The organism is Salipaludibacillus aurantiacus (genome assembly GCF_900111295.1).
GTDB classification, from domain to species: Bacteria; Bacillota; Bacilli; order Bacillales; family Salisediminibacteriaceae; genus Salipaludibacillus; species Salipaludibacillus aurantiacus.
Genome location: NZ_FOGT01000014.1, coordinates 45,415 through 58,603, shown reverse-complemented (window position 1 = coordinate 58,603; position 13,189 = coordinate 45,415). Strand labels below are relative to the sequence as shown.

The window sequence follows — 13,189 nt, the reverse complement described above, 5'->3', positions numbered from 1 at the left end:
TGCTGAGCTGGCGGTAATGATATATACTTCTAAATTACTTTTTAACTGCAGGCTCGCGGAACGCTACCATGGTTGTTACAAAAGCTGTTCCTAAAGCGAGAAGTATGACTAGCATATACTGGAAGAAGCCGCCACCTAAATATAACAATAACCCTGGAAGCATCGTTGTTCCCGTTCCTGCGGCTGCCAATCCCCAAAGTGAGGCAAGCCACCCGCCAGCTGCTCCACCTAAACATCCAAATAAAAATGGACTGACTTTAGGAAGGTTAATTGCAAACATTACCGGCTCAGTTATGCCAAAAAAGGTTGGAATGACAGAACCAAACATATTAGCCCGTTTAATACGATTTCGTTGCTTAATCACGACAGCAAGACCTGCCCCTGCTTGCCCTGCAATAGCAGCGGTACCAATTGGATTAATAAGATCAAACCCTGTTTCAGCAACCATTTGAACACTGATCGGCACCATGGTGTGATGCATGCCTGTTATCGTTAAGAACTGAATAGCTCCTCCATAAACAATGCCGCCTATCCCCAAAGGAAGATTAAAGAAAAACATAATAAAGGACGAAATTAACTCTTCCACTCCCAAAATTAGGGGACCTACTACAACAAGTCCAAGAATCATGGAAGCAAATAATGTGATAAATGGCGTCAGAAGTAAATCCAGTAGATCAGGCACAACCTTACGAGCTGCTTTTTCAATTCGTGCAGCGATCCAACCCATAAAGACAGCGGGCAAAATGGTGCTTTGCATGCCTGTTATAGGTAAATCAAATCCAAGTACAGTAAGCAGCAGCGGTTCTGCATTATCGAATGTGACATCCCATTTACTTGGTAATATTGGGGATACTAACATAAGGCCTAAAGCAATACCGATGATAGGAGAACCGCCAAATTGTTTCATGGCACTCCATGTTATAAGGACAGGAATAAATACGAAAGCTGTATCAGTTAACACTTGGGATAAATTCAATACTGTTTCTGAGAGTTCCATTCCAAATCCGTCCACCAACAGTCCTCGGAGCCCCATCAGTAAACCTGTTGCAATTAAGACAGGAATGACAGGAATGAAGATACTGGCAAATGTCTTAGTCAGTTGTTGAATCGTTGTTTTATTGGATTCTCCATTATCTTCTTTTCCTTCTTCCTCTGAACTCTCTGCCACTCCTGCTTTAATTACTTCGTCATATACTTTATTAACAAAACCTGTCCCCAGAATAATCTGATGCTGGCCACTTTTATAAAAATAGCCGCTTATCCCTTCAACGGAGTCCAAAAGCTCCTGATTAAACTTTTGATCGTCATAAAGTTCAACACGCAGTCTCGTTGCACAATGTGACACTTTTCGGATGTTTTCCTTTCCACCTAAGGATTCAATTATGGCGGTTGTCACTTTTTTAGCATCTTTAGCCATTTTAATACCTCCCAAAAATGATGACAATTAAAAACGGAAACGTTTCCATAATTAAGAAAAAAATTTTTATAATACCAATTGGTTCATTAGTCAACAAAGTGGAAACGTTTCCTCTTTGTTGTAAAAAAATAAAACGCCTCTAGAAAACGCTTTATTTTTCATAATACTAACTCTTTTTTTTAACGATGTCAACCCTGCTTTTCTGATCTCGTACTGTTTCCTTCGAAAAAAGTGACCGGCAAGACAATTTTTTGTTCAGTTTCCTTGCCTTTAATTATTTTTATTAGCGCTTGGACCGCCTGTGCAGCCATGTCAGGAACCGGTTGTTTAATAGTGGAAAATGTTAACTCCTCATCCTTACTCGATGTTATCCCGTCATAACCAATTACCTGCACATCTTGAGGTACGTTCTTTCCTAATTCTTTTAGGGTTCGAATAATAATTTTCGCCCACTTATCGTTCATGGCAAATATACCGTCTACTTTCGGATGGTCTTCCAGAAATCTCAAAACAGTCTTATATATATCTTTAACAGGCTCCTCAACGACGAGTGTATGATAGTTACACCTATGAAGTTCCGCTTCTTTTTTAAAACCGGCTACTCGTTTAACAGATTCGTTTTTTATCGCTGACACACTTCCTAAATAAGCCAGCTCACAGCTGCCCCTTTTAACAAGCTCTTTTACGGCTACTTTCCCTCCTGTTTCATTATCGCTCGTCACATAGACTACATCTTGGGTAAAATGCCGGTCAATGCTGACAATAGGGAGATGGCTTGATATATACTGGTCCAGATCGTGAGTATACGTAATCGTAATTAATCCGTCAATTTTATTTTTTTCAAGCATAGAAATATAATTAATTTCCTTCTCTGCCTCGTTCTGTGAATTGCACACAATCAACTTATAGCCGTTGGCGGCCAATTCTTTTTCCGTATGGTAGGCAAATTTTGAGAAAAAAGGATGCCATAAAGTAGGAATAATTAGTGCCACCGAATGAGTCTGCTGCATTTTAAAACTTCGGGCTACTTCATTTGGTTTATAGTTCAAAGCTTTTATTGCCTTTTCAACTTTCACACGGGTAGAATCCTTCACCGGCCCACTCTTATTAATAACCCTCGACACAGTACCTAGTCCTACACCCGCTTCCTTGGCAACATCCTTAATACTGACCATTGTCTCACCTGCTTTTTCATTCATATTCATACTGTTATTTCTACTTCACCACGTTGTTATTATTATACTATAAATAATTTGGTTTAGGTGCCTCCCTCCTATGCTTTAATCATTACCTTAGTAACTTTCGCTATTCCCAGCTCAGGGGAGCAGGTTCCTGAGAGTTTAACAGCGGCTCCCGTCCAGCTGTTTCTATTAATCATAAAACAGTATTCATTTCACTGCCAAAAATTAAAGGATTTTTCGACAAGTAACACGTACTTCAAATTAACGATTATGTGAACATTCCTGTCCCGTGCCGTTCCCCTCCCCTCCCGCTTCTTATAATCCTATAGCATTTAAACTATAATAAAAGTAGACAGTAAGTTGCGCATCATTTTTCTGAGGAGGCTGGCAGCGGTGATTATAATTAGAGATGTAACTAAAACATATACAAATGGCGACGTAACTACAGATGCTTTGAAAAATATTAATCTGACGATTGAAGACGGGGAATTTATCGTTATATTAGGCCCATCCGGGAGCGGCAAAAGCACCCTGCTAAATGTGATCAGCGGCCTGGATACGGTGACATCCGGTGAGATCACGTTTAACAGCACCGCCCTCACCTCCCTGTCCGAGTCTGAAATGACCGCTTTCAGAAGGGAGCATCTCGGCTTTATTTTTCAGCAGTATAATCTTCTGCAAAATCTTAATGTGCTTGATAATATTCAGATCGGTGCGGATATTGGCAAAGATCCGCTGGATGGTCAGGAGCTGCTCAAAGCGGTCGGGCTTCAAGAGGCCGGAAACAAGTATCCCCATCAGCTTTCCGGGGGCGAGCAGCAGCGCGTATCCATCGCCAGAAGCCTGGCCAAAAACCCGGATATCATCTTCTGTGATGAACCGACAGGCTCCCTTGATGAACATAATTCCAAAAACGTGCTGGCCATGCTTCAGGAACTGAATAATAACTACCATAAAACGATCGTACTGATTACCCACAACGCGGGAATCGCAGAAATGGCCGACAAAGTTATCAAGATGAATTCAGGAGAGATTACTGAATTTATTATGAACAAGGAGAAAAAATCTGCCCGGGAGATCAGCTGGGGCTAGGGGGTGGAGACTATGCTTTTCAAAAATGTCCTAAAAACACTCGGGAAAAAGTGGCTCCAGCTTATAGCGATCGGGATTATTATTATTCTCAGCTCGATGATCTTTACGATGATGTTTTACGGGGTGAGCGGCATCGAAGGTCCGACTGAAGATTATCTTGATGACTACAGACAGGAAGATTTTTCAGTCGATATGGTTCAGGTAATCAGCCCGGACGAAGACCTTCCGGCCGGCATCTCTGAACTTGCGGCTGAAGGAATCTATACACTTTCCGGCATTAAAGAAGAAAGCCCCGAACTCTTTGACGAACTTTTAGACACTCGGGCTGCCGCCATACAGGACGCCTTTCCAAGGGCAGAGCTTGAACTCCGGCCAACGAAAACAGCGGAAGAAACAATTGCCGGCGAACTACGGAAAACGTTGGTTTTGAAAGATGCGGGCGCCATTAATCAGACGTATGTGGAAGAAGGCCGGATGCCCGAGTTAGATGATGAGATTGGTATCGCCAGGATATATGCCGAAAAAAACGGCCTTCAACTGGGCGACCGCCTGACTGTCCAAGGGAAAGACTATACAATCACTGGGTTTGTCTTATTTCCGGATTATACGCTGTTAATGTTTGAAAACATGTTAAATATAGATCCGGGCCTGCAGACGACTGTGCTTATGACTGATTCGGCCTACGAATCTTTCAGCGCCCAGGAAACGTTCCGGTACGCCGGGGCCGTGGAAGGCGGTGACACAATTGACACCACATTTGACCGCGAGAACCTTCCTTTTGTGACGCAAGTTCTGGATACCGCCAACAACATGAGGAGCGGCGGGATATACCTAGAGCTGTCCTCAAGTAAAACGACCGCCTTAGGATTAAGCATTTTTATCGCTGCGATTGCAGTTATTATCGTTTCGATTATGATTTATAACATTTTGCAGGCAGAACGGGGCCAAATCGGCATTTTAAAAGCACTCGGCTACAGCAGACGCCAAATTGCTTCACCTTACCTTCTTTCTATTATGGTGATGGCCTTTATCATGCTTGCCGCCGGGTATGTCTTCGGCCTGTTTCTGGCAGAACCTCTTAGAGACTTGTACCTTGAATTTTATCTGCTTCCGTCTGTGGAAATCAGCCAGCAGTTGATCGTGTTCGCCATTGCGATTGTCGTTCCGTTTGCCTTTTTCACGGCAGTGTCCGGCCTGATTATTTCCAAAATACTCAGCGACGGGCCGCTTGTATTGCTGCACCCGCCGCAAAATTCGTCAGTCAACAGACTCACAAGACTAGTGGGAAGGCTATTAAAAAATGCCAATGCGCAGACGAAGTTTAAATACCTGCAGGCAGTCAAAAGCACCGGCAGCTTTCTGATTTTTTTTACAGGCATCATGTTCTCCACGATCCTGATTATTTTCGCTCTTATGATGAGCGGGATGGTAGACAGGTTAACGGTTGATGTATACGAACAATCCGACTTCCAGTACCAGGCGTTCATCAACCCGGAGGATGAGCCGACAGAGCTGCGGGATGAGGACGACATCTTCCTGCAGTATCCTTACGCCCAGCTTGGAGGTGAAGCGGTCACGTTACACGGGATTGAAACAGATAACCGTCTGTATCATCTTTTCGACGCCTCCGGCATTGAACTCACCAGTCTTCTCGATGAGGGCGCTGTCATCACCAGGTCTCTTAGCATTAAGCAGAATATCAGCGCCGGCGACCGGATTTCTGTCCAACTGATCCAGGATGATATTGAACTCACCGTCCAAGCCGTTGCAGATGAATACGCGAGTGATACGATTTATGTTGATATCGAAAAATTAAGTCTGCTTCTGACTGATGGTGAAAGGGCGGATCTGTACACGGGGATTTATGCCTTGGAGGAGCCGGATGACGAGGCCTATGCCGCTGTTATCAGTAAACAGAGCATGATAGACACGGCCCAGTCCATTGATGGTTTTATTTCGCTCGTGACCACTATTATGATTGTGGGAGCCGGTGTTATCTCAGGGAGCATCCTCTTCGTCCTGACGTCTTTTACCGTTGAGAAAAACTATTATACCATTTCGCTTCTTAAAGTGATGGGCTACAGCCGCCGCGAGGTTAATTCAATGGTTCTGAACAGCTATTTTGTCTACGCCGTCCTCTCTTATCTTGTCAGCCTGCCGATCGCCATCCTGTCTATGGACGTTATGATGACTTTCTTTGCAGAAGAATACGGGGTAATTATCCCGCTTGATTTCCAGCTATCCTATGTCATCTGGAGTTTCCTGATGATTATCATCTTCTTCTTTGCAAGCACCTGGATTTCCCGGCGAAAAATCGCGAAAGTCCCTCTGCAGGAAGTGTTGAAAACGTATCAGGAGTAGGCGTTTCCTGACTTCATTAGGATTTACAAGCTTAGCCACAATAATTGGTCAAAAACGCAGCCAATAAGGTAATTAGAGGTTCATACAAAAGCCTCCCGCATCACTGCGGGAGGCTTTTTAAGATCACTTATTCAGAAGTCCCTGGACATCTTCCTCCATCTTTTTTGGGGAGGTCTGGGGCGAGTAGCGCTTGACCACGTTTCCTTCCTTGTCCACAAGAAACTTTGTGAAATTCCACTTAATTTCGGAGCTGAGGACCCCCTTTTGGGAGGCTTTAAGATGTTTGTAAAGCGGATGGGCATCCTCACCGTTCACCTTTATTTTTGCAAACAGTGGAAAAGTTACCCCGAAATTCCGTTCGCATGCAGCCGTCATGTCGTCATCAGACAGCGGCTCCTGGTTCATAAACTGGTTGCATGGAAAACCAAGAACAGCAAGCCCTTCATCTTTATATGTCTGATGAAGCCGCTCAAGATCTTTAAACTGTCCTGAAAGCCCGCACTTAGTGGCGGTATTTACAATGACTATCGGCTGGCCCTTATAATTTTCGAGAGAGACTTCCGTCCCGTCCGGCTTTTTAACTGAGAAATCATGTACCGTTGCAGTCATTCAGATCTCCTCCTTGGATTTATGATTTCTTTTATCATAATCCCCGAACGGCGCGGTTAAAAGAAATTTGCTCAAGCCCTTACGAAATTCAAAACTTCGTCAGGAGAGTTTCTGGATATTTATGATAAAGTGGAATAGTAGTTAAATACATAATCTATTAGGTAATATTACCACCGGGAAAATACTGAATTGTGGGGAGGACAGAAGATGGAAAACCAATTTTTTGTTGGCTGGGGCACCCTTGCACTGATTAATGCCGGACTTGCACAAGGGAAGAATCGAACAGGGTTAAACTGGTTTATACTGTCACTTTTACTGGGCCCATTGGCCACACTCATTTTGTTATTTGCTGAAAAAAGGAAAATGCAGTAAAGATATTATAAGCAAGAGGTTCAGTAGCCTGCCTGGTTCAGGTTTATGTCCATTTTAGTGGCGGGGTGGCGTTTTTAGCAGTTATAGCAGTCAAAACAGTTAAAAGTAAGTATCCGCCCGTAAAACGGGCGGTTTTAATTTCGCCCTATAAGGGCACTCTACCAACTTAGCCTCTAAAGAGGCCTCTTAATTGACCGCCAACCGTTTATCTCTCTCTATTTTTTGAATGGATCTACATATTCTCGCTTACTCATGTTGTCTCGCAAACGGTCTTTTGCTTCTTGCTCTCGAATGTACTTTGCCACCGTTTTTTGATTCAGACCTACTGTACTTACGTAATATCCTTTTGCCCAAAACGTTCTGTTTCCATGATTGTATTTCAGGTTGGCATGCCTATCATGGATCATTAACGAGCTTTTTCCTTTTAAGTAACCCATAAAATACGATACAGACATCTTGGGTGGAATTCTTACTAACATGTGAATGTGATCCGGCATTGCATGAGCTTCTATTATTTCGACGTCCTTCATCTTACATAATCGTCTTAATATCGCACCTACATCTCTTCTTAATTTCCCGTATATTATTTTCCTTCTAAATTTTGGGATAAACACAATATGATGATACTTACAATTCCATCTGGTGTGTGATAGACTATTGTCGCTCGGCATGACGAGCATCTCTCCTCTCATTATTAGAAGTTGGTTTGGCGGCCATCTTCTATTATAACGAGAGGAGTTTTTTCTGTTACCACCCTTAAAGGTTAATTTTCACACAGGCAGAGCCTGTGGTTTAAAAAGACGTAATCATTAAAAGCCCGAGGATTTGTTCCCCGGGCTCTTTCTGTACCCCAAACCTAACCTGTCAGTTGAGGCTGATACGCTTTTTATGACGACGGCATGCCGTGGACGGATTTGATCTCGAGGTATTCCTCGATCCCGAAGTCGCCCCACTCCCGGCCGATGCCGGATTGCTTGAAACCGCCAAACGGTCCGTTGAAATCAGTTTTTTCACCATTGACTTTAATGCGGCCGGCCCGGATGTTCGATGCCACATACTTGATTGTTTCCGGATCTTTTCCGATTACATATCCTGCCAATCCGTATACGGTATCGTTTGCCATTTCAATCGCTTCATCCACACCATCGTAAGTTATAATGGTCGTGACCGGACCGAAGATTTCCTCCTGGGCAATCACCGAATCGTTAGACACATCAGTAAAAATCGTCGGCTTCGCGTAATAACCTGTTTCCAGTCCTTCCGGCTTCCCGGGTCCCCCAGTGAGAAGGGTAGCTTCTTTTTCACCTTTTTTAATATAAGACTGAACGGTCTCCCATTGGTCCTCTGAGACAAGCGGCCCCACAGCAATGCCTTCTTTCCGCGGATCGCCAACAGGAAAGTTTGAAAGCTGGTCAAGGAGACTTTCTTCAAATGAATGTTTCATTGACTGAGGAATAAACACCCTCGTTCCTGCAGAGCACACCTGGCCCGTGTTATTCATAATATTGGATAGCGCTGTTTTGGCTGCCTCTTCGACGTCTGCATCATCCAGGACAATGATAGGCGATTTCCCGCCCAGTTCCAGTGCCACTTTCTTAATTGTTTCCGCAGCGTTTTTCATTATTTTTTCACCAACAGTTCCTGAACCCGTAAAGGAGACGAAATCAATTCCAGGGTGGGAACTGATTCCATTTCCTATCACTGATCCCGAGCCGTTCACGAGGTTGAACGCCCCTTTAGGCACACCTGCTTCATCAATGATCTCAGCCAAAATCATCGCCGCAAAAGGGGTCTTAGAGGCCGGTTTCAGGATAATCGGACTTCCTGCCGCTATCGCACTGGCTATTTTAGTTGAAGCCTGGTTGGTCGGGAAATTCCACGGTGTAATCAGGCCGCTCACTCCGATCGATTCTTTTAGAAGCGTATGGCCGCCCCTGTCTTCTGAAAACGAAAAGTCAGCGAGCGAATCAGCCGCCTGCTGAAAGTGCCCCAGCCCCATCGGATAATGTACTTCCTCCGACACGGTAAGCGGCGCACCGAGTTCATCTGTCATGACGCTGATCAGCTCATCTTTCCTTTTCTCATAACCTTCCGCGATATTTTTGAGCAATTGGATCCGTTCTTCTTTCGTCGATCGGGAGAAAGAAGGGAACGCGGCACGTGCAGCCTTAACGGCTTTATCCAAATCTTCTACTGTCCCTGAACTGATCTTCCCCATCACTTCTTCGGTGGCCGGATTAATAACGTCAATCGTCTCAGAACCGTTCGACTCCACCCATTCACCATTAATGTAATGTTTCGTCTCGTTTCGCACAGGACATCTCTCCTTTTCATTTATGGTGTCATTCTCTTATTTTTCCAAAAAATGTGTGTACAGCACTCCTTTTCCCGGCGAACCTCAGGGTGAAACCATTTGAGAGGTGTGAAGATGTATGGCGCATGTCATTTAATTGACCGTGTTTGACCGAACTCAATTTTCTTCCCTACCCTGACCTTTCGTTTTACTTGAGTAAAATGCGCCACTTACTAAAAATATACCACTTAAATAAAATACTGAATAAATTCCCCCGATGGTTCCTGCTAATCCAAATAAAACGGGAGCAAACACCTGAGAAGCCCGATTAACAGAAAGACGTAATCCGAGAACCTCTGCTTTTCTTGCTTCCGGAGCGGCATTATAAGCAATACTCATCGACAAGGGCTGACCACAGCCTAAGCCAGCTCCCATCATCACTGCCAGTAAAATAAACAAATAGAAATGACCAAGGATCGGGTATAACGCGAAAGATGCTCCTCCCATTAATAATGAGAAAACGATTATCCTGTCCCGTCCTAATTTATCTAACAAAAATGGCAGCGAAAACCTGACTAATACCAAGGCTAATCCTTTTATTGATATAATCCATCCTATCTCCGAAGTGGAATACCCTTGGCCTGAGGCAAATATAGGAAAATAAGCTATAAAAATATCTCTTGAATATAACACCAGAGCACTTGTGATCAAGGCTCGCCTTACTTTCTTCTCAGTTAATAAATTAAACGTGCCTTCTTTTTTATTATCAGTTTTTGGTTTCCCTTTATTTTGGCTGAATCCTTTAGGCAAAAACATCCCAATAATCAAGGCCAGGACACCAAAGAATAATGTATAAGTGTATATAACCTGAAATTGATAGAATTCACCTAAATAGCCTCCAGTCACAGGACCTATAAACCAGCCTAATGAGACTCCTGTACTTAAATAACTAAAATGTTTATCTCGTGTAGCTGGAGTAGAATGAGAGCCCACAAGATTCTGTAAGCCGACGTTTATAAATATTTGAGAGACCCCTACGATTGTTTGGGAGATAAATAAAGCCCATATAGAAGGAATAAAAGCCGGAACAGCTATTCCAATAGTCAAACCTATTATCCCAAACACAACTGGAAGGTTACTTCTAATTTTGTCTACCATCTTCCCAATATGAATTGCCAGTATCATAGGAAAAAAAGCAAACGCAGATATCAGTAATCCAACGGTTAATTCTGAAGCCCCTAACTCAGTAGCATAGAGCGGAAGCATTGGGCGTGTAATGGTGAGAACCAGCTGATAAGTCAGTGCTGTCAAAAAAACGATAACTATAGTCAATTTTTACATCCCTTTACTTAGTTACTTAGTACATTCACTTAGGTCCTCGCCATTGTAAGAATTAATATGTATATCCAAGCTTATCATTACAGTTTTACCATACTTTTATTTTCAAGGGATTAAAAAAGGATTTTTGTAATTTAATCTTTAGGTAAAGGAAAAATTCCGTAGATTATAATTATTCAAATTCGCTGATTGGATGGGTGAAATCGCTGATAGAAATGAATTTTCGCCGATAGAACCTCGTTTTTCGCTGATTGAATTTGATTTCCGCTGATAGAGTAAAAATATCCGCTAATTGAAGTGACTTTATAATAAAAATAACTAATTATAACGTAGGATCCAAACCAATTTACTCCTTTAGAGCTTCCGTTAGTGAAAAGTTTCAAAGTAATATGCCCCATATAACAGCCACCCAATAAAAGAAGCTCATACATAAGAAAACAAATGCAAATGTTGTGAGTGCTTTAGGTAATTTCCCATAAAAATAAATCAGGGAGAGTCCAATTATGATATGAATAGCCGCAACCACTATTAGGTCCATTAATTTCACCTCAAATGTTTCAATAGGTTTGAATGGAAATTACTTTTTCACTAATGCTGTCTATAAATTTAATAAAGTCTATTAGAATAACTTTCTTCGAGCTTTTTCTGAATAGAGTCGACACTGGTACCAGGAAGTTTAGCATGTTCAAATAACATCTTTGAAGCAGATGGCAGTAAGGTTTTCTCAGTCCAAGTGTCAGGATCCCAAAATCCTGAACGTATAAAAGCTTTTGCACAATGAATAAAGCACTCTTCAACCTCTACCCCAATACCTAAAAGTGGCTTTTTTCCTTTAATCGCCATCTTATTAAGTAAATCATCATCAGTGACTAATGCTGCTTTCCCGTTTACTCTTAATGTCTCACCCAATCCTGGTATAAAAAAGAGAAGACCTATTTTTGGATTTGATAATATATTTCGCAATGAATCTATCCTTCTATTCCCTGGTCTTTCAGGGATTATTAAATGTTTTTCATTTATCACTTGGACAAATCCTGCGTGATCACCTCTTGGAGAGACATCACAAAATCCAAATTTATCAGCAGTTGACATAACCAAAAAAGGGGAGTTAGAAATAAATTCTATACAATTGTGGTCAAGGTATGAAATGACTTTTTTATTTACTAACTCACTTGGAACCCCAATAAGCTGGCGTAATTGTTCCTCTGTTTCAATTTTGTTTTTAAATTCTCTCATAATGCCCCCTCTAAAATTCATTTATTACCTCATATAATATCACTTCTGCTCCCATTAACCTCCCCATTACTGGAAAAGAGGAGCGACATCTTCTTGAGCTATCCCGTGCCCTTCACTTAACATAATTCTCCTATTGTAGACAACTAAAAAAAGCTGCAAATGCAGCTTTCTGGATTTTCAACTATCGTCACTATGTAAGTTGTTTAGAGTGGTTAAAAGGTTAGAGAAGAGTGAAATGGAATGACCGCCGCTAACATAATAAGCGTTCCTATAATTCGATAATTTTCCTGAAGTTTATTTAATCCAATGAACAGTAACATAACCCCTAGAAAAAATGACATATACGGCAACATATTCACTGCTGCATTAAAAGATAGAAGGTACAAGATGACAACAATTGAAGCTGAAATTTTTTCCCCAATCTTAAAGATTTTAATACCATTCTCCCCCTCCTGCTTATATTAAAAATAATAAATGAGTTATCCTTTTCGCAGTTGAATTACCGTTCCCCGGTGGAAAGATGGCAAGCTCAGTGATAAACTTCCCATGACTCTTTACTTTTCAATCCGCTGTTTCCCTTTTTCAGTGACGGCAATTTTTCTTGTCATTTTCTTAATTTGATCTACTGGTTTAAAACGTAATGCTGACCAATCGTCATCGATAGCCACTTGGCGAACTGGCTCATAGTCCTCATCAGATAATAAAGCAGCCACCGTCTCACGGCTGCAATCTGACCCTTTATACTTCTTCGATGATTTTTTAGGATAACACAGCCATAATAATCCACCTTCTTCAAAACACGCCAAGGCTTGCTTCGCGCAGGTTTGGATTTCTTTATTAGACGCTCCGAATACTTGGACAAATGGATACGAGGCTAATTTGATCTCTTTATGTACGTCGGCTTCAAAAGCTTCTATCACTTCTCCGTATTCTTTAGGCGCATTTAGAATCAATATTGGCTGGCTCTCATCTTTTAACTGCAGCTTCTTTATTATAGGATGTTGCTCTGACACTAGTTACCCCTCCCTTATCTCACTCCCGCAATATATTTATTTTAACAGAAATTTGTAAATTAATTTTATATTTGTCCTCTTAGCAGAAGAATCTGATGTATCCTGCTCATAAATAGTCCCTTATTCAAGGAAACTTAATATATTACTTCCACGAAGGAACTGCTGGTTCTCCTCTCCACCCAGCCATACTACAGTTTATCAAGCTCCTTGACGGTCTCCCAGAGGTAGACCTTTAACTGAAAAAAAAGATTTCATTAACAAATTCTATTTCATGATA

The 13,189-nt window shown here is 42.0% G+C and carries 11 protein-coding genes; 3 read left to right on the top strand and 8 right to left on the bottom strand.

Features of this window, described 5'->3' with window-relative positions; genetic code table 11:
• Positions 1–34: 34 nt before the first annotated feature.
• Together BMW59_RS15585 and BMW59_RS15580 are read right to left on the bottom strand one after the other, a co-directional pair.
• Complete coding sequence (locus BMW59_RS15585) at positions 35–1,417, bottom strand: PTS transporter subunit EIIC (protein WP_093054178.1); 1,383 nt, start codon at positions 1,415–1,417, stop codon at positions 35–37.
• Between the two features lie 188 nt (positions 1,418–1,605).
• Positions 1,606–2,616: a LacI family DNA-binding transcriptional regulator gene (locus tag BMW59_RS15580; RefSeq protein WP_245733158.1), complete on the bottom strand. Its 1,011-nt coding sequence runs from the start codon at positions 2,614–2,616 to the stop codon at positions 1,606–1,608.
• A gap of 375 nt (positions 2,617–2,991) precedes the next feature.
• Here BMW59_RS15580 and BMW59_RS15575 point away from each other — a divergent pair, with 375 nt between their 5' ends.
• On the top strand, positions 2,992–3,690 hold the full coding sequence (locus BMW59_RS15575) for an ABC transporter ATP-binding protein (RefSeq protein ID WP_342740325.1): 699 nt from the start codon (positions 2,992–2,994) through the stop codon (positions 3,688–3,690).
• A 12-nt stretch (positions 3,691–3,702) separates the two neighbouring features.
• Positions 3,703–6,051, top strand: coding sequence for an ABC transporter permease (locus BMW59_RS15570; protein ID WP_093054174.1), 2,349 nt, complete (start codon positions 3,703–3,705; stop codon positions 6,049–6,051).
• Between the two features lie 123 nt (positions 6,052–6,174).
• Here BMW59_RS15570 and BMW59_RS15565 read toward each other — a convergent pair whose 3' ends face one another.
• A complete protein-coding gene (locus tag BMW59_RS15565) occupies positions 6,175–6,660 on the bottom strand; it encodes a glutathione peroxidase (RefSeq protein WP_093054172.1) in 486 nt (161 codons plus the stop codon).
• Positions 6,661–6,867: 207 nt separating this feature from the next.
• Between BMW59_RS15565 and BMW59_RS21850 the strand changes: the two genes are divergently transcribed.
• Positions 6,868–7,032, top strand: coding sequence for a hypothetical protein (locus tag BMW59_RS21850; RefSeq protein ID WP_177174380.1), 165 nt, complete (start codon positions 6,868–6,870; stop codon positions 7,030–7,032).
• 215 nt (positions 7,033–7,247) lie between these two features.
• Here the strand turns inward: BMW59_RS21850 and tnpA are convergent, their stop codons facing one another.
• From tnpA to BMW59_RS15540, 5 genes are all read right to left on the bottom strand, one after another.
• Positions 7,248–7,703, bottom strand: a complete 456-nt coding sequence (tnpA, locus tag BMW59_RS15560) for an IS200/IS605 family transposase (RefSeq protein WP_093054170.1) — start codon at positions 7,701–7,703, stop codon at positions 7,248–7,250.
• A gap of 215 nt (positions 7,704–7,918) precedes the next feature.
• On the bottom strand, positions 7,919–9,346 hold the full coding sequence (locus BMW59_RS15555; protein ID WP_093054168.1) for an aldehyde dehydrogenase family protein: 1,428 nt from the start codon (positions 9,344–9,346) through the stop codon (positions 7,919–7,921).
• Between the two features lie 156 nt (positions 9,347–9,502).
• Positions 9,503–10,636 carry an MFS transporter gene (locus BMW59_RS15550; RefSeq protein ID WP_281244279.1) on the bottom strand — a complete coding sequence of 378 codons (1,134 nt, stop codon included), beginning with the start codon at positions 10,634–10,636 and terminating at the stop codon, positions 9,503–9,505.
• A gap of 633 nt (positions 10,637–11,269) precedes the next feature.
• The gene (locus BMW59_RS15545; RefSeq protein WP_093054164.1) at positions 11,270–11,899 is read right to left on the bottom strand and encodes a pyridoxamine 5'-phosphate oxidase family protein; all 630 of its coding nucleotides are present in this window, start codon (positions 11,897–11,899) and stop codon (positions 11,270–11,272) included.
• A gap of 554 nt (positions 11,900–12,453) precedes the next feature.
• Entirely contained in the window at positions 12,454–12,912 is a 459-nt protein-coding gene (locus BMW59_RS15540; protein ID WP_093054162.1) for a DUF3052 domain-containing protein, read from the bottom strand.
• Positions 12,913–13,189 lie beyond the last annotated feature (277 nt).